General features: G+C 65.8%; 17 protein-coding genes. 3 read left to right on the forward strand and 14 right to left on the reverse strand.

Features of this window, described 5'->3' with window-relative positions:
- Positions 1-530 precede the first annotated feature (530 nt).
- The 12 genes from ACAD63_RS31450 to flgB all read right to left on the reverse strand — a co-directional run bounded on the left by ACAD63_RS31450 (position 531) and on the right by flgB (position 12,807).
- On the reverse strand, positions 531-689 hold the full coding sequence (locus ACAD63_RS31450; protein WP_434034269.1) for a hypothetical protein: 159 nt from the start codon (positions 687-689) through the stop codon (positions 531-533).
- Positions 690-1,925: 1,236 nt separating this feature from the next.
- The gene (gene flgL, locus ACAD63_RS31455; protein WP_133093401.1) at positions 1,926-3,149 is read right to left on the reverse strand and encodes a flagellar hook-associated protein FlgL; all 1,224 of its coding nucleotides are present in this window, start codon (positions 3,147-3,149) and stop codon (positions 1,926-1,928) included.
- A gap of 41 nt (positions 3,150-3,190) precedes the next feature.
- Positions 3,191-5,113 (reverse strand): flagellar hook-associated protein FlgK, encoded by a 1,923-nt coding sequence (gene flgK, locus ACAD63_RS31460; protein WP_135703500.1) that lies wholly within the window; start codon positions 5,111-5,113, stop codon positions 3,191-3,193.
- A 221-nt stretch (positions 5,114-5,334) separates the two neighbouring features.
- Positions 5,335-6,390, reverse strand: coding sequence for a flagellar assembly peptidoglycan hydrolase FlgJ (gene flgJ / locus ACAD63_RS31465; protein WP_434034270.1), 1,056 nt, complete (start codon positions 6,388-6,390; stop codon positions 5,335-5,337).
- A gap of 2 nt (positions 6,391-6,392) precedes the next feature.
- Positions 6,393-7,562, reverse strand: coding sequence for a flagellar basal body P-ring protein FlgI (locus ACAD63_RS31470; RefSeq protein WP_133093404.1), 1,170 nt, complete (start codon positions 7,560-7,562; stop codon positions 6,393-6,395).
- Complete coding sequence (gene flgH / locus ACAD63_RS31475) at positions 7,546-8,244, reverse strand: flagellar basal body L-ring protein FlgH (protein ID WP_133093405.1); 699 nt, start codon at positions 8,242-8,244, stop codon at positions 7,546-7,548. Before flgH ends, ACAD63_RS31470 begins: the two co-directional genes overlap by 17 nt.
- Positions 8,245-8,255: 11 nt before the next feature.
- Entirely contained in the window at positions 8,256-9,041 is a 786-nt protein-coding gene (flgG, locus tag ACAD63_RS31480) for a flagellar basal-body rod protein FlgG (protein WP_063240993.1), read from the reverse strand.
- 89 nt (positions 9,042-9,130) lie between these two features.
- A complete protein-coding gene (flgF, locus tag ACAD63_RS31485; protein WP_195427987.1) occupies positions 9,131-9,874 on the reverse strand; it encodes a flagellar basal-body rod protein FlgF in 744 nt (247 codons plus the stop codon).
- 44 nt (positions 9,875-9,918) lie between these two features.
- Entirely contained in the window at positions 9,919-11,181 is a 1,263-nt protein-coding gene (flgE, locus tag ACAD63_RS31490) for a flagellar hook protein FlgE (protein ID WP_195427988.1), read from the reverse strand.
- Between the two features lie 66 nt (positions 11,182-11,247).
- Positions 11,248-11,919, reverse strand: a complete 672-nt coding sequence (flgD, locus tag ACAD63_RS31495) for a flagellar hook assembly protein FlgD (protein WP_135703497.1) — start codon at positions 11,917-11,919, stop codon at positions 11,248-11,250.
- Between the two features lie 38 nt (positions 11,920-11,957).
- A complete protein-coding gene (gene flgC / locus ACAD63_RS31500; RefSeq protein ID WP_029048751.1) occupies positions 11,958-12,365 on the reverse strand; it encodes a flagellar basal body rod protein FlgC in 408 nt (135 codons plus the stop codon).
- Positions 12,366-12,399: 34 nt separating this feature from the next.
- On the reverse strand, positions 12,400-12,807 hold the full coding sequence (gene flgB, locus ACAD63_RS31505; protein WP_135703496.1) for a flagellar basal body rod protein FlgB: 408 nt from the start codon (positions 12,805-12,807) through the stop codon (positions 12,400-12,402).
- 230 nt (positions 12,808-13,037) lie between these two features.
- Here flgB and flgA point away from each other — a divergent pair, with 230 nt between their 5' ends.
- The 3 genes from flgA to ACAD63_RS31520 all read left to right on the forward strand — a co-directional run bounded on the left by flgA (position 13,038) and on the right by ACAD63_RS31520 (position 14,794).
- Positions 13,038-13,847, forward strand: coding sequence for a flagellar basal body P-ring formation chaperone FlgA (gene flgA / locus ACAD63_RS31510; RefSeq protein ID WP_434034271.1), 810 nt, complete (start codon positions 13,038-13,040; stop codon positions 13,845-13,847).
- A 172-nt stretch (positions 13,848-14,019) separates the two neighbouring features.
- Positions 14,020-14,328 carry a flagellar biosynthesis anti-sigma factor FlgM gene (gene flgM, locus ACAD63_RS31515; protein ID WP_133093411.1) on the forward strand — a complete coding sequence of 103 codons (309 nt, stop codon included), beginning with the start codon at positions 14,020-14,022 and terminating at the stop codon, positions 14,326-14,328.
- 7 nt (positions 14,329-14,335) lie between these two features.
- Positions 14,336-14,794: a flagella synthesis protein FlgN gene (locus ACAD63_RS31520; RefSeq protein WP_434034272.1), complete on the forward strand. Its 459-nt coding sequence runs from the start codon at positions 14,336-14,338 to the stop codon at positions 14,792-14,794.
- Between the two features lie 96 nt (positions 14,795-14,890).
- Here ACAD63_RS31520 and ACAD63_RS31525 read toward each other — a convergent pair whose 3' ends face one another.
- Positions 14,891-15,328 carry a flagellar protein FlhE gene (locus tag ACAD63_RS31525; protein WP_434034273.1) on the reverse strand — a complete coding sequence of 146 codons (438 nt, stop codon included), beginning with the start codon at positions 15,326-15,328 and terminating at the stop codon, positions 14,891-14,893.
- Entirely contained in the window at positions 15,328-16,044 is a 717-nt protein-coding gene (locus tag ACAD63_RS31530; RefSeq protein WP_133098475.1) for an RNA polymerase sigma factor FliA, read from the reverse strand. The genes ACAD63_RS31525 and ACAD63_RS31530 overlap by 1 nt, the downstream gene beginning before the upstream one ends.
- Positions 16,045-16,105: the final 61 nt, after the last annotated feature.

Here is a 16,105-nt window from a genome sequence, read left to right on the forward strand (position 1 = left end):
CGATTCGAACGGCCGCCCGGGAGCCGATCAGCGACAAGCGCAGTTCTGGCGACAGGTATCCGTCCGAGCCCGGCCATTCTCGGCCGTCCACCCTTGCAGCAACCACCGGTTGAATCCGCAGTCGATCAGAGACAGCCGTGGCCGGCGCTCGGGTAGCCGGCAGAAACCAGCTTCTGCCATTTCCGCTAGCGCTTCGATGGCGGAAGCATTGGCCAATACAGCCCCTTGCAGGGGATCCTGAGGGGAGGATCGGACTACAAGCGATGCCTGCTCATCGATTGTCTGCAGCGAAGCCTGTAGGTATCGCTTCACAACCGACAGCCTCAGGCCAGCATCAAGGCATAACATCCGTTCCGTCAAACGTCCGAAGTTGTGACGAATATCGACGGAAGAGGCGTTATGACCGAGTTTCCTCTGCACGCCGAGCTTGATGCGGACGAAGCAAGCAATGCGGCAGGGGCCGGTCAGATTGACCGGTTAAGGCCTCACATGGTGACGGAGCGGCGCCAAGGCTAATTGTAGAGCGTCAACTACTTTGCCCGATCAAGCGCTGGCAGCAGATCTTTTCGGCCTCGCAACTTGGCCAAGTCCTTCATTCTTTGTTCGTTCTCGAACATCGCATCCAACGAGACAGCGTTTGCCTCAGATTTCGTTTCGCGAAAGTCGATCATCGCGTGCTCCTGATTCATTTTGCGCATCTCCCTAAACTTCATTGAACGGATCTCTTGCCCACTATCGAACCGACCAAGCTGGTTACCTTCCCCCTTTCGCGGCTATCTCTTTGCCGAGCGCGACGGCGCCCTCCGCGCTCAAGGCGCGGGTCGCTCGGTGAGACCCACGCGCCAGCACAGATGGGATAAGGCGCTAGGGCAGCGTTATCGCTTTCTCCGGCGACGGCCAAGGCCGGATCTGAAATCAGACCTGCGGGCAGCCGACCGGCGTTCGCACGCGTGGCCGCGATCCAAATCTCAATCACATCGTCGCGATCATCGACGATCGATTGCTGAATGTACTCGACGCGCTGATGCAAGCGCCTCGCGCGTCTGCGCCAGGTGCGTCGTCGATTGTGTGTGGAGGCTAGGCTGATCGCGGGAGCTTCCATGCATAACTGATTGAGCGCCCTTTTGACGGTTCTTCTGACCGCTGAATCATCGGCTACCTCCGTGTCCGCGTTATGCACTCGCGAAAGGCTGGTAGTGGAATTTCTCAGCATTAGTCAAGACAAGCGTTATCCTGATCGCTGACAACTTGGTCTTCTCGGACCGGTGTTGATGCCGTTGCCGCTGCTACAGCAGCCCCGCCACTGCTACCCAAGTACCCGTTCAAGACGAACTTGCGCTTCAGTCTCGTCATAGTTGGCGGTTGCGCCGGATGGCACGGCTCCATGGTGCCATCCCGACTCACAAAGGCATAATGAAGCGCATTGTCGCCACTATGCTCGTAGGACCACAGCTCACTCACAGGCTGGCTCCCACGCGGTAGCACAATCTCAATGGCAAGTCGCTCTAGCGTCTGAATCGGTAGCTGGTCGAGCTCTTCAAGCAGGGCACCGACCGAACGTATCAGCACCGAAGTGGGAATTCCGTCCAACGTATCGCTTGCGTTGTGCATCAGGAACGATGCGGTTTCATGCGTAATGCCTACAGCCCCCCATGCACCCTCGCGCAAGTAGCCTATATTTGGGGGCGGACGCTGGCGAACTGCCTGAAGAATGGTTACTTGGGTCTTTGCGCGAGGTCTGGAGCCAAATGGACGGACAGATCTCTCGCACGCGGGTACCTCGCGCTCGGCCAAAGTCTGGAAAATCCTTGTCTGGCGCAGCTTCCAGGGTAGCGACGCCAAATTTTCCAAACTTCAGTGAAGGTCTTTCCAGACTTTGTTTCCGTCGCACACTGGCTTTGCTTATTCTGCGCGGATTTCTTGCATCACAAATATTTAAACAAATTCATTCCTTGAATCTGCATAAACGATTGCTGCGCCCCCTGCAGCGCAGTCTGCCGCTGGTAGTACTCGGTAATCGCCGCCGCATAATCCAGGTCCTGCAGCCCCGACAGCGTCTGCGAGTACGTCAGGTCGCGGTTCGTGCCGACATCGTCCAGCGCATCCAGTTCCTGCATCCGCGAACCCACCGAGGCGCGCACCGTCAGCACGTTATCCAGCGAGTTGGAAAACTGGCGCGTCGCCGTGGACAGCACGTTGCTCAGGTTGGCCTGATCGCCCGGAGTGGTAGTCGGCTTGCGCAGCGTGTCGATCACGTTCTGCAGATTGGCGAACATGTCAGTGCCGGCTTCCCTGGCAGGTTGCATGGTCAGGGTATCGCCGTCCTTCGGCTCGCCGCTGACGTTGAAGGTCACGCCGCCGATCTCGATGCGCGCCGGTGCGTTGTAGGCAGTCGGGCCGGCCAGCGCGGGCGCGGCGGGATCGGCCATGTCGGTGATGGTGTATTCCATCTGGCCGCCGGCGTTGGCCTGGAACGTAACCTGCAGCGACTTGCCATACAGCGGGTCGCTGGGATCGGTGATCGAGACCGTGCCGAAGGTGGCGCTGCCGGTGTTGGCGCTATTGCCCTTGACGACATAACCAGCACCGCCGGTGACGCTCATGAACACGTCGCGGCCGTTGTCGCCCGCGGGCATCTGGCGCGCGACGTCGACCTGCAGCAGTTGCTGGCCGGTGTCGCCGATGTAGACGCCGGCGCCGCTGGCTTGCGAAAACGGCGCCGTACCGGAGCGGGTGCCGCCGAACAGGTACTGGCCGTTGCCGTCATCGGAGTTGGCCAGGCCGACCAGCTGGTTGTACAGGCCTTCCAGCGCGGTGGCGAGCGAGCCGCGGTCGGCGTCGCTCATGGTGCCGTTGCCGGCCTGCACCAGCAGCGTCTGGATGTTCTGCGTGACGGTGGTCAACGATTGCAGCGCGTTTTCTTCCGCGGCCAGCGCGATATTCGCCTGGCTGCGCGACGTCGCGTACTGGCCGTTGACCGCCTGGGCCTGGCTGACGCCAAGGGCGCGGGTGGCCGCGACCGGGTCATCCGACGGCGTGAGAATACGGCGGCCGGTGCCGAGCTGCTGCTGGATATGCAGCAGCGAGCCCTGCTGCAGGTTCATCGACGCCAGGCCTTGCTGATACAGGGTAGAGCTTGCAACACGCATGATGGATTGCCTATTCGGATACGTTGACTTGCCGGCTGGCCTTACCGGATGCCGATGAGGGTGTCGAACAGCGAGCCGGCCGTCTGGATCACGCGGGCGTTGGCCTGGTATAGCTGCTGGAAGCGCAGCATCGACACGGTTTCCTCGTCCATGTTGACGCCCGACACCGACTGCTGGGCGGCCTTGATCTGCGTGGTGATGCTGTCCTGCGATGCCGAGGCGATCTTGACTGACTTGGCGCGCGTGCCGACGTCGTTGACCAGCTGCGCGTAGGCATCGCTGAAGCTGGATACGCCGCCGATGGTCTTGGCGTTCTGCAGCTTGGCCAGGTTCAGCATGTTGCCGTTGTCCTTGACGCCACCGGCGTTGCCGCCGAGCGTGAAGGAATCGTCTACCTTGGGCGTGCCGCCAAAGCTGAAGGTCAGGCCGCCGATGTTGTAGTCGGTATTGCTGCCATTAGGCACGCCCGTGGGCTGCGGCGTCAGGTTCGTGCCTGCCGCATCCTTGAACACGTAACCGGCCGCGGTATAGACGGCGGTGATCTTGCCCGCCAGCGGCGTGAAGCCCGGCGCAACGTTGCTCAGGCTGGCAGTGGCGCTGCCCTTGTTGCCGGGAGCGGCATCGGCCCGCGCCGGCGAGGCTGCGGCGATCCTGGCGGGATCGCTGATCGCCATGTCGAAGCCGGCCGCGGCATTGCGCGTCGGCTGGATCACGAACGAATCGTTGGTGCCCATTGCCGCATCGATCGTCACGCTGAAGCCATCGGCACTGAAGGTCAGCGGATAGGTGGGCGCGGGCGTGCCCGGCACTGGCGTGGCCACCTGCGCGTTGTCGGACAGGCGCGTCAGCGTGTAGCTGGTGCCGTCGAACTGCAGCTTGTAGTCGCTGGTGGTCAGTGCCGAGGCGTCGTCGATGGTGGCCGTGGCCACGGTGCTGATGGCAGTGTTCCTGTCGTTGGGCAGCACCGTGGCATTGCCCAGCTTGAACATGTCGGTGCCGATGTCGCCGTTCAGGTCCATGCCCAGCTTGTGCTGTTCGTTGAAGCTCTGGCCGATCGCCAGCGACAGCCGGCCGATCGCGCTTTGCGCGGCATCGAGGGTCTCGGTGCGGAACTGCAGCAGGCCGCCCAGGGAGCCGCCGGTGATCGCGCCCGGCTGGCTTTCATAGACGCTGCCGTTCGGCAGGGAATAGGCGACCACGGTACGGCCCGGGTCGGCAGCGGAAGTCACTGCCTTCAGGTCGTACGACTCGTTGCCCATCACCAGCGGCTGGCCGTTGCCGACGAAGACGTTGTAGGTGCCACCGTCCTGCACCACTACCTTGGCGCCGACGAGCTTGTTCAGCTCGGCCACCGCCTGGTCGCGCTGGTCGAGCAGGTCGTTGGGCGGCTGGCCGCCGGACGCGGCCTTCATCCGCGTGATTTCCTGGTTCAGGTTGGCGATCTGCGTGGTGTAGGCATTGACCTGCGTGACCGCGGTGCCGATCTGCTCGTTGACGCCCGACTGCAGTTGCTTGAAGTAGTTGCTGGCGGAGCGGACCTGGCCGACCAGGGCCTGGCCGGCGGAGAGCATGCCCTGGCGCGCGGCGGGGTCGGCCGGCGTGTCGGCCACTGCCTGCACCGCGGCAAAGAATTTCTGCATCAGCGGCGCCAGGCCGCCCTTCTGGTCGGCGAGCAGGTTGTCGATCTGGGCGATCTGGTCGGAATAGGTCGCCAGCGAGGCGCTGGCCGAGGTGGCGCCACGCAGCTGGCCGGTCAGGAACTCGTCATAGACGCGGATCACGGTGGTGGTGTTGGAGCCATAGCCGTAGAAGCCCTGGCTGGTGTACTGGCCGCCGGCCGATGCCACGATGGTGTTCTGGCGCGAATAGCCTTCGGTCGCCGAGTTGGCAAAGTTGTGGCTGGTCGTCGTCAGCGCGTTCTGCGCGGTGTTCAGGCCGGAAAGACCAATACTGAAGAGAGACATTGTGCTCTGACCCCGGATTCGTTGGGCTGCCCGCGGCGTGGCGCGGCGGTGGTGGATGGGGGTGTTATCGGCCGATTTGAGGTGGGACTTTAGGCTGACGTGCGGGGATAGCGCGCGACCTTGAGGTCCATATGCCGCGCAACTTGCGGCGGTTTGCTCCCCTCTCCCACTTCGCGGGAGAGGGGAGCCTCGTTCCGGCGGTGTCAGCTACGGCCTGCGCGTTAAACCGCCACCTTTTTCATGATCTTCACCAGCTTGTGCCCGTACGCAGGATCCGTCGCATACCCCGCACGCTGCAACCCATGCGCCGCCTCCTCCGCCGACCCCGCGCTCACCACGCCGGCATAGCGCGGATTATTGGTCAGCAGCCGCGCGTAGTCCGCGCAGGCCTCGTCATACGATCCATACGCGCGGAACTTCGCCTTCACCTTCTGCGGCTGGCCGTCGACGTACTCGGTGGTGGTGATCTCGGCCACGCGGCCCTTCCAGCTCGATCCGGCCTTGATACCGAACACGTTGAAGGTGGTCGAGCCATCGGCATGCAGGATTTCGCGCTGGCCCCAGCCCGACTCGAGCGCCGCCTGGCCGACGATCAGCCGTGCCGGCACGCCCGAGGCACGGGATGCGGCTTCGGCCGGCGCCGCCATGCGCGCGACAAAGGCGCTGACGTGGGCGGGCGCATCGGCAGGCAGCGGGCCGAGCACTTCGCCGCCCTGGCCGTCCTGCCCGTCCTGGCCTCGGTCGCCGTAGAACTGCGACTGGTACTGGCGCAAGCCCGCGGTTGGGTTCCAGTTCTGTCCCGGCACCACCGTGCCGACAGCAGGTAGGTCCGCGGCTTCATTGCCGCCGGCGGAGGCCGCGCCGCGGCTGTCGAGCAATCGAGCCATCTCGGCATCGGCGGCACGGCCGGACTCGGCCGGCGTCATCGCATTCATGCCCGCGGGCATCGGCGTGCCCGCGGCGCGCGCCAGCTGGCGCACCATCACTTCGGCCAGCCCGATGCCGCGCGACGACATCTGCTGCGCGAGCTGCTGGTCCATCATCGACATATAGAGCTTGCTCTGCTCGTTGTCGAAGAGTCCATCCTGCGGCGTGGCGTTGCGCATGCTCTTGAGCACCATCTGCGTGAACACCGCCTCGAACTGTTTGGCGGCCGCCTGCAGGGTGGCCGCGTTGGCACCGTTGCGCGCGCTGTGCTTGAGCGCCTCGAAGCCCTGCGTGTCGAGCGCGAAGCGCTGCGTCAGGTCCGCGGCCTGCGGTGGCATGGACGCGCTCATGATCAGATCACTTCCAGTTCCGCACGCAGCGCACCGGCGGCGCGCATCGCTTCCAGGATGGTCTGCAGGTCGGCCGGGGTCGCGCCCAGCGCGTTCAGGCCCTTGACCACGGCCGCCAGCGAGGCGCCCGCCCTGACCACCTGCAGCGAGCCGCCCTGCTGCCTCATGTCGATCTGGGACACCGGCGCCACCACGGTCCGGCCCTCGCTGAATGGCGCGGGCTGGCTGATCACCGGCTGCGTGTTGATCACCACCGACAGGTTGCCGTGCGCGACCGCGCAGTCTTCCACCGTCACCGCCTGGTTCATCACGATCGAACCGGTGCGGGCGTTCAGGATGACCTTGGCCGCGGCCTTGGCGGGGGTCACGTCGATATTCTCGATGCGGGCCAGGAAGCCCACGCGCGCGCTCGGCGCGGCGGGAGCGCGCACCTGCACGGTGCGGCCGTCGAGCGCCGCGGCGACGCCGCCGCCCATGGAACGGTTGATGGCTTCGACCACGCGCTCGGCGGTGCCGAAATCGGTTTCCTTCAGCTCCAGGTTGAGCACGCCGCCGTCCGGCTGGAACGGCGCGACCGCGCGCTCGACGATAGCGCCGTTGGCGATACGGCCCACCGCAAGCTGGTTGATCTGCACCTTGCTGCCGTTGGCCGACGCGCCCGCGCCGCCCACCAGCATGTTGCCCTGCGCGATGGCGTAGACCTGCCCGTCGGCGCCCTTGAGCGGCGTCATCAGCAGCGTGCCGCCGCGCAGGCTCTTGGCATTGCCCATCGACGACACCACCACGTCAAGCTGGCTGCCCGGCTGCGCAAACGCGGGCAACGTGGCCGTGACCATCACCGCGGCCACGTTCTTGAGCTGCATGTTCTTGCCGGCCGGCAGCGTGATCCCCAGCTGCGAGAGCATGTTGGTCAGGCTCTGCGTGGTGAACGGCGTCTGCATGGTCTGGTCGCCGGTGTTGTCCAGGCCGACCACCAGGCCGTAGCCCACCAGCGGGTTGTCGCGCACGCCCTGGAAAGTGGCCAGGTTCTTCAGGCGCTCGGCCTTGGCAGCGGTGGCGAAGGCGCCGAAGGCCACGCCCAGCGCCAGGCTGATCACGCTCACGCGCAGCAGGCGTGACAGGAAATAGGCGAGCATGGAAGCGGACATGGCGCGGTCAGAACGGTAAGACATTGAGGAAGAAGCGCTGCAGCCAGCCCATGTTCTGCGCTTCGTCGATCACGCCCTTGGCGGTGTACTCGATGCGCGCGTCGGCCACCTGCGTGGACAGCACGGCGTTGTCGCCGGTGACGGTGCGCGGGTTGACCACGCCCGAGAAGCGGATGAACTCGGCGCCCTGGTTGATCGCCATCTGTTTTTCGCCGGAGACCACCAGGTTGCCGTTCTGCAAGACTTCCAGCACGGTGACGGTGATAGTGCCGTTGAAGGTGTTGGCCGCGCTGGCGCCGCCGCTGGCCTTCATGTTGTTGCCGCCATTGATGTCGGCGTTCTGGCTGGCGCCGAACAGCCCGCCCAGTGCGCGCGGCACGGCATCGAACGTCAGCGTGGTGCTGCCGCTACGGCTGGTATTGGTGCCGGAGTTCTTGCTGGCGTTGACGTTCTCGGTGATGACGATGGTCAGGATGTCGCCCACGTTGCGCGGGCGGCGGTCCTCGAACAGCGGGTTGCCGGCATACGACGACTGGTAGATCGATCCGGAAGCCGGCCCGACCGGGCGCGGCTCGGCGCGCGCGGTGGTGGGCAGTTGCACCAGCGGCTCGCGCGGCACCAGCGCGCAGCCGCTCGTGGCCAGCATTGCCACGCCGGCCAGGCAAACCAGCGCATGCGCGCCCAGGCGGGAAAGCAAGGTGGCCATGTCCACAACTCTCAACCCATCTGCGCCAGGCGCTGCAGCATCTGGTCTGAAGTCTGCACTGCCTTGCTGTTGATCTCGTACGCGCGCTGGGTCTGGATCATGCTGACCAGCTCTTCCACCACGTTGACGTTGGACGCTTCCACGTAGTTCTGCTGCAGCACGCCGGCGCCGTTCAGGCCCGGCACGGTGGTATTGGGCGCGCCCGAAGCATCGGTCTGCACATACAGGTTTTCGCCCATGCTTTCCAGGCCGGCCGGGTTCATGAAGGTGGCCAGCTGCAGCTGGCCGACCTGCACATTGGCGCTCGAGCCCGGCTGCGTCACCGACACCGTGCCGTCGCGCGCCACCGTCAGCGACAGCGTGTTGGCCGGGATGGTGATGGCGGGCTGGATCACGAAGCCGCTGGACGTCACCAGCTGGCCGTTCTGGTCCACCTGGAACGAGCCGTCGCGGGTGTAGGCAGTGGTGCCGTCGGGCAGCGCTACCTGGAAGAAGCCCTGGCCGATGATGGCCACGTCCTTGTTGTTGCCGGTCTGCTGCGGATTGCCCTGGGTGTGGATGCGCTCGGTCGCGACCGGGCGCACGCCGGTGCCCAGCTGCATGCCCGAGGGCAGCGTGGTCTGGTCCGACGACAGCGCGCCGGGCTGGCGGATGGTCTGGTACATCAGTTCCTCGAACACCGCGCGGCCGCGCTTGAAGCCGTTGGTCGACACGTTGGCCAGGTTGTTCGAGATCACGTCCATCTGCGTCTGCTGCGCATCGAGGCCGGTCTTGGCAATCCAGAGAGAGCGGATCATGGTGGTCCTTGCTGGGAGTCTTGTAGCTGGTAGCTGGAGCGAGGGGCGTGCAATCGGCGCGCCGCGCTCGGTTCTGTTTTGCCGCCGCGTCAGTTGGTCGACAGCAGCTGGTTGGCGCGCTGCTCGTTGCCGTCCGCGCCCTGGATCATCTTCATCTGCATCTCGAAGCGGCGCGCATTGGCGATCATCTCGACCATGGCTTCGGTCGGGTTGACGTTGCTGCCCTCGAGCGCGCCGGAAATCACGCGCACGGTGGGGTCGGCTTCCAGCGGCTGCGCGCCGGGGCGCAGGCGGAACAGGCCATCGTCGCCGCGCGCGATGGCGTCGTTGGGCGGGTTGACCACGCGCAGCTTGCCTACCTGGGCCAGGCCAGCCGATGCTTCGCCCGGGCCGCGCGCGGTGATGGTGCCATCCGTGCCGATGGTGACCTGCGAGCCCGGCGGCACCGCCAGCGGGCCGCCGTCGCCCATCACCGGCAGGCCGGACAGGGTCTGCACCTGGCCGTCCTGCGCGACCTGCAGCGCGCCGGCACGGGTATAGGCCTCGGAGCCATCAGGCGCTTGCACCACCAGCCAGCCGTTGCCCTGCAGCGCCACGTCGAGATTGCGGCCGGTGTAGGTCAACGGACCGGCGCGCATGTCGGCGCCGGGCGTCGAGGCCAGCGTGAAGGCGCGCGTGCCGGCCTCGGCACCGACCACGGGCACCGCGCGGTACAGGTTGACCTGCGCGCGGAACCCGGGCGTCGACACGTTGGCCAGATTGTTCGATACCGCCGCCTGCTGGTCGAGTATCTGCTTGGCGCCCGACAGGGCGGTATAGATCATGCGGTCCATCGACTTGCCTCAGCTGGTTTGCTCTTCACGCGACGCGTCGTGCCTTACATATTCACCAGCGACTGCATGACCTGGTTCTGGGTCTCGATGGTCTTGGCGTTGGCCTGGTAGTTGCGCTGGGCGATGATCAGGTTGACCAGCTCGGCGGAGAGGTCGACGTTGGACGCTTCATTGGCGTTCGACATCAGCTGGCCGCGCGCGCCGCCCGGCGTGCCGATGACCGGCTGGCCGGAGGCGCCGGTGGCTGCCCACGTATTGCCGCCCTCGGCGCGCAGGCCTTCGGCGTTGCCGAAGCTGGCCAGCACCACGGTGCCGAGTTCCTGGGTCTGCTCGTTCGAGTAGCTGCCGCGGATGGTGCCGTCGGCTTCGATCGAGAAGCCGAGCAGGCTGCCCGAGGCATAGCCATTCTGTTGGGGCGGCTTGGCGTCGTGGTCGGAGCCAAATTGCGTCGTGCCGGCCAGGTCTACCTTCATCGACATGGCGCCGGCGCCGTTTGCCGCCGGCGAGGTCAATGCGAACGAGGCGGGGTTGGTGGAGACCAGTTTGCCGGCACTGTCGAACGCCAGCGTGACCGTCTGGCCGGCGGGGGTGGGCGGCGTCGTGGCGGCATCGCCGATTCCAAGCCGGTTGCCGGCCTCGTCGGTCACGTTCAGCACCCAATCGGTGCCGCCGGGCACCGTCGGCGCCCCTCCCATCTCCTTGCCGAAATAGGCAACCACCTGCCTGGCATTGCCGAGCGAGTCGTACACCGTCATGCTGGTGCTGTAGTTGTACATCGACGAGTCAGGCAGGTTGCCGGGCGTGCTGGCGAACGCGGTCGTCGGCACGGTGCTGCGCGAATCGAGGTTGTACTGCGCCGTGATGTCGGTGGTTTCCTGGGGCGGCATCTGCGCATTGGATACCACCAGCGGCTGCGGCGTGGCGCCGCCGCCGGCCGCGGCTGCCGGATAGCCGGTCAGCTGCAGGCCCTGCGCGTTGACGATGCGGCCGTCATCCGTGCGCAGGAACTGCCCATTGCGCGAGAAATGCACCGATCCATCCGTCCCGACCAGCCGGTAGAAGCCGCTGCCATTGGTGATGGCCACATCCAGCGATCGCCCGGAGGCCTCGATATTGCCCTGCTTGAACGACTGGACCACCGAGTTCACCGTGGTGCCCAGGCCGATCTTGCTGCCGGCGTAGACATCGGCGAACTGCGTGCTCGATTGCTTGTAGCCGACCGTGTTGGCATTGGCAATGTTGTTGCCGATTACATCCAGATTGGCTGCCGCGGCGTTGATGCCGCTTACCCCTTGACCGAAACCCATGGATATCTTCCTTTTGACTTGGCTGTCGTTGATGCCGGTGCGCGCAGCATGCGCCAGCGCCTGCGATTAGAGAATGCGCCGCACCTCGTCGACGTTCGCTGCCTGGCCGTCGGCCAGGTTGACCAGCACGCCGGACGCGTCACCGCTGATGCTCTGTACCTTGCCGTAGACCAGCGCCACCGGCTGCACCGAGGTGCCGTTGGCTGTGGCGTTGACGCGGAAGGTGTATTCGCCGTCCGCGACCGCGACACCGGCATCATTCTTCCCGTCCCACGCCACGTCGTGCACGCCCGAGGTCTGGCCCTTCATGTCGATGGTGCGCACCACGTTGCCCTTGTCGTCGAGCACGTCGACCGTGACGGCGTCCGCCGTGGACGGCAGGTCGACGCCGAACCTGGAGGGCACACCGCCTTCGACCGACACCTGCTTGCCCGGCACCATCACCGTGCGGCCGATCAGCGCGGCGGAGTCCATCGCGCGGCTGGCGCTGACCTGGTTCAGCAGCTGCGACAGGGTCGCATTCATGGTCTGCATGCCGCTGACGGTGGAGATCTGCGCCAGCTGCGAGGTCAGCTGCGAGTTGTCCAGCGGCTTGAGCGGGTCCTGGTTGTTGAGCTGGGTCACCAGCATCTTCAGGAAGTTGTTCTGCAGGTCGGCGGCGCTGGCGCTGCTGTTCTTCAGAGCATCGTTGATGTTGGTGGTACTGCTGTTGCTGTTGACCGAAGAAGTGGTTGTCATGTCGCGCGGTTCCTCTTTCCTTAGCTCGTCGAGGGCCGTTACTGGCCGATCGTCAGCGTCTTGAGCATCATGTTCTTGGCGGAGTTGAGCACCTCGACATTGGCCTGGTACGAGCGCGAGGCCGAGATCATGTTGACCATCTCTTCCACCGGGTTGACGTTGGGCATGACCACGTAGCCCTGCGCGTTCGCCATCGGATGCGTGGGGTTGTGGACCATGCGCGGCGGCGAAGGGTCTTCGCTGATGCCGGCCACCTGTACCCCGCCGACGTCGCTCTGGCCGGGCGTGGGCGCCATGCCGAACACGACCTGCTTGGCACGGTAGGCCTGCCCGTCCGGGCTGACCACGCTGTCGGCGTTGGCCAGGTTGGACGCGGTCACGTTCATGCGCTGCGACTGCGCCGCCATGGCCGAGCCCGCGACGTCGAAGATGTTCATTGCCGGCATGCGCTCCCTCCTTGCTGCTGGATCTGTTGCTCGCTTATTGCTGGATCGCCGCCAGCATGGTCTTGATCTTCGAGTTCATCACCGTCAGGCCCGACTCGAAATGCACCGCGTTGTCGGCGAAGGCCACGCGCTCGGCATCCATTTCAACGGTGTTGCCGTCGACGCTGGACTGCAGCGGAATGCGGTAGGCCAGATCGAACGCCTCGCGGGTCGGCGCCTGCGCGGGCAGGTGGCGGACCTGGGTGGTCGACAGCGACATGCCTTCGTTGCGATGGCCGCGTTCCACGGACTGCGCCAGCGTGCTGGCGAAATCGAAGTCGCGGGCCTTGTAGCCCGGGGTATCGGCGTGCGCGATGTTGGAGGCAATCACCGATTGCCGCTGGTTGCGCAGGCTCAGCGCTTCCTGCTGGAAGCGTAGCGACGCGTCGAGTCTGTCGATCATGCTGGCATCTCCCTGGACGACCTTCTTCAGGGGTGCCATCTTAGGCGGGGGCCTGTCGCGCCAATCGGATGAATAAGGACGGGAAATCCTTGCATTTCGGCACGCCCTCGCGCGAGGCGCTGCCTACAATCGGAACCCGATGACTGATGTAGACGGGGGCGCGCCGCCGGTCACGGGGCAGCGCGCCGGGCATGCCAGCGCAGGCCCGCCGTCCTTGCCGGGAAGACCAGATGAACCCCAATCGCCGCTCCCTCCGACGCACCCTCGGCCGCTATTCCCGCCGCAACGGCCCGCGCAAGGCGCAGACCCTGCTGGCGGCAGGCCTGCTGTGCCTTGCCGGGGCCGCCGGCGCTGCGCCGGCGCAGGCCACTCCGGTCGCCATGCAGGCACCGGCGGCCGGCCAGCACACGGCCACTGCAAGCCCCTTCACCGAGGATCCCGCACGCGCTGCCGTGGAGCGCTTCCTGCTGCAGCAGACCGCCGGCCTGCCCGGCAAGGTCAGCGTGCAGGTGGCTCCGCCGTCGGGCGGCCGCGCGCCGGAGTGCGTATCGCCCGACCCGTTCCTGCCCGCCGGCGCCTCGCCGTGGGGGCGGGTCTCGGTCGGCGTGCGCTGTGGCGGCGAGCGGCCGTGGGTGCGCTATATGCAGGCGCGCGTATCGGTGCTGACCGACTATTACGTCGCGTCGCGCGCCCTGGGTCCGGGCGAACCGGTCAGCCAGGCCGATATCGAAGTGCGCCAGGGCGACCTTGCCACCTTGCCGCGCGCGGTCATCACCGACCCGGCCCAGCTCGCCGGCGCCGTCGCCGCCAACCGCATCGCCGCCGGCTCGCCCATGCGCAGCGACCTGCTGCGCAAGGCCATCGCGGTGCGCCAGGGACAGACCGTCACGGTGTCGGTCGAGGGTGAGGCGTTCCAGATCTCCAGCGAGGGCAAGGTGCTGGCCGACGCCGCCACCGGCAATACCGTGCAGGTCCGCCTGCGCAACGGCCAGGTGGTCAACGGGCTGGTGCGCAGCGGTGATACCGTCGTGCTGCAATAAGCACTTCGAGTCTGCCGATCGTGGCTGGCAGCCGGATTCCGATGGCACCGCGGCATGCGAAAATGCCGCCGGTCCAGCCGTGCGGGCGATATGGGACGCACCCCTGGGGCACGTTCCCTAAAGATTTCCCCGCCACGGCCGTAATGCCATAGGAAACCAGCAAGGAACGCCCGTGAAGATCAACCATTCCACCTCGTCCCGGCCCGCCGACGCGCCCGCAGGCGACGCCGCCGCCCGGCCCCAGGCCGCACCGGCCAGCGCCGCCCCGCCGTCCTCCGGGCTGAGCGTCAGTCCGCTGGCCGCACAGGTGCGCGAGATCAGCAGCCGCCTGGCGCAGGAAACCGACGACGATATCGATACCGCCAAGGTCGAAGAAATCCGCCAGGCCATCGCCGAAGGCCGGATCAAGATCGACCCGGGCAAGATTGCCGATGGCCTGCTCGCCAGCTTGCGCGAGCTAGGCCAGGCCGACCCTCAATAGCCAAATCATGAGCCAAAGCCTGATCCAGTCCCTGCAGCGTGAAACCGAAGGCGTTGAAGCTTTCGGGCAACTTCTTGCGCAAGAGCGAGATGCCATCAAGCGCGGGGATTTCACTGCGCTCAGCGAGTTGCTGACGCGCAAGGTGGAAGTGGGTCAGGGGCTGTCGCGGCAGGTCCGGGCGCGGGAAGCGCAGATGCAGGTGCTGGGCCTGCGTGCTGGCGCGGACGGGCAATTGCTTGGCCGGCTCGATGCCGGCGTGGCGGAGGCCTGGCGCAAGCTGATCTTTGCTGCGCGGGTGACGCGGGATGGCAATGCGCTGAATGGCGCGGTCATCAAGGCACATCTCGATTTCACGCAGCAGGCGATTCAGGCGCTGCGGCAGCATAGTGGCGGGGATGCCGGGTTGTATGGGAAGGATGGGAAGGCGGCGACCGGGGTTGGGGGGGTGAGCCTGGCGGCAGGCTGATTTGGGTTTTGCTTTGCGGACCGGCATCGGCTTTTTGTTGCGTGCCTTGCGGATAGGTCCCCATCTGGTGGCCAGCCAGGCACCTAGAACAGATGCCTACCGAAAGCCCACAACCACCTCATTACTCCGCCCCTGCAAAACCGGCACCAGACTCCCCTGTCCCGGCACCCGAAACGCAAACACAAACCCCTTGGTAGCATCATCGCCGGAGAACGCGGACGTTAGCCCCTCGGCCTGGGGCAACATCACACACCGCTGCGCATTGCACAAATATGCCTGCAACTCGGCCGGCGGCGTCCGCGCAAAGCTGTAACGCCACCGCACCGTCGTAATCACCCCTTCAGCCTGCGGCAACACCCCCACAGGCTGAATCGGCGCCGACACCGCCCGCTGCCCCCGCCCATGCAACGCCGGCCCATTGACCGACCCGGTCCACGCATGCCGTGTCCCACCTTCGATCGCCGACCAGGCACAAGCCGACGCAGCGAGCAGCACGACGCCGGCGCCGCGGGCAAGCAGGCCACCAACACCCATCACAACAACCCACGCAACTGGTTCCGCAACCGCGTAATCGCCTGCCCCCGGATCTGGCACACGCGCGACTCGGTCACATCCAGCACCGCCCCGATCTCCCGCAGGTTCAGCTCCTGGTCATAGCACAGCGACAGCACCAGCTTCTCGCGCTCGGGCAGCCGGTCGATGGCGCGGATCAGCGCTTGGCGCATGCCGCTTTCCATCAGCACCGTCAGCGGATTGCCGTCGTCGCTGCCGGCAAGATGGCGGTCGAGGAAATCCTCTTCCCCGGAGCGCTCGAAATCCTCGTAATGCAGCAGCTGGCAGCCATAGACCTCGTTGAGCAGGACCTGGTATTCGCCCAGCGGCATCTCCATCGCCTCGGCCACCTCGGAATCGAGCGGCGTGCGTCCGAGCTTCTGCTCGAGCGAGCGCTGGGTGCGTTCGATGCGCCGCGTGAACTGGCGCAGGCTGCGCGACTGCCAGTCGTTAGCGCGCACCTCGTCGAGCATGGCGCCGCGGATGCGCTGGCTGGCGTAGGTCTCGAAGCGCGCGCCGTGGGTGTCTTCATAGCGCTTGGCGGCGTCGAGCAGGCCGATCATGCCGGCCTGGATCAGGTCGTCGATCTGCACGCTGGCAGGCAGCTTGGCGGCCAGCTGCAAGGCGATGCGACGCACCAGCTGTGCGTGCGCCTTGACCACATCGGCCTGGTCGAGCTTTCCCTGGATCGTGTACATGGTGCAATTCTCGTGAATGCTGGATTGCTGGACGGGCACGCCACGCGGCGCGCCGGCTGGC

Source organism: Cupriavidus sp. a3 (assembly GCF_051015765.1).
GTDB classification, from domain to species: Bacteria; Pseudomonadota; Gammaproteobacteria; order Burkholderiales; family Burkholderiaceae; genus Cupriavidus; species Cupriavidus oxalaticus_A.

Coding starts and splice junctions, on each gene's coding strand:
- ACAD63_RS31450 (WP_434034269.1), bottom strand. CDS start 689: ATGAATCAGGAGCACGCGATGATCGACTTTCGCGAAACGAAATCTGAG.
- flgL (WP_133093401.1), bottom strand. CDS start 3,149: ATGCGTGTTGCAAGCTCTACCCTGTATCAGCAAGGCCTGGCGTCGATG.
- flgK (WP_135703500.1), bottom strand. CDS start 5,113: ATGTCTCTCTTCAGTATTGGTCTTTCCGGCCTGAACACCGCGCAGAAC.
- flgJ (WP_434034270.1), bottom strand. CDS start 6,390: ATGAGCGCGTCCATGCCACCGCAGGCCGCGGACCTGACGCAGCGCTTC.
- ACAD63_RS31470 (WP_133093404.1), bottom strand. CDS start 7,562: ATGTCTTACCGTTCTGACCGCGCCATGTCCGCTTCCATGCTCGCCTAT.
- flgH (WP_133093405.1), bottom strand. CDS start 8,244: ATGGCCACCTTGCTTTCCCGCCTGGGCGCGCATGCGCTGGTTTGCCTG.
- flgG (WP_063240993.1), bottom strand. CDS start 9,041: ATGATCCGCTCTCTCTGGATTGCCAAGACCGGCCTCGATGCGCAGCAG.
- flgF (WP_195427987.1), bottom strand. CDS start 9,874: ATGGACCGCATGATCTATACCGCCCTGTCGGGCGCCAAGCAGATACTC.
- flgE (WP_195427988.1), bottom strand. CDS start 11,181: ATGGGTTTCGGTCAAGGGGTAAGCGGCATCAACGCCGCGGCAGCCAAT.
- flgD (WP_135703497.1), bottom strand. CDS start 11,919: ATGACAACCACTTCTTCGGTCAACAGCAACAGCAGTACCACCAACATC.
- flgC (WP_029048751.1), bottom strand. CDS start 12,365: ATGCCGGCAATGAACATCTTCGACGTCGCGGGCTCGGCCATGGCGGCG.
- flgB (WP_135703496.1), bottom strand. CDS start 12,807: ATGATCGACAGACTCGACGCGTCGCTACGCTTCCAGCAGGAAGCGCTG.
- flgA (WP_434034271.1), top strand. CDS start 13,038: ATGAACCCCAATCGCCGCTCCCTCCGACGCACCCTCGGCCGCTATTCC.
- ACAD63_RS31520 (WP_434034272.1), top strand. CDS start 14,336: ATGAGCCAAAGCCTGATCCAGTCCCTGCAGCGTGAAACCGAAGGCGTT.
- ACAD63_RS31525 (WP_434034273.1), bottom strand. CDS start 15,328: ATGGGTGTTGGTGGCCTGCTTGCCCGCGGCGCCGGCGTCGTGCTGCTC.
- ACAD63_RS31530 (WP_133098475.1), bottom strand. CDS start 16,044: ATGTACACGATCCAGGGAAAGCTCGACCAGGCCGATGTGGTCAAGGCG.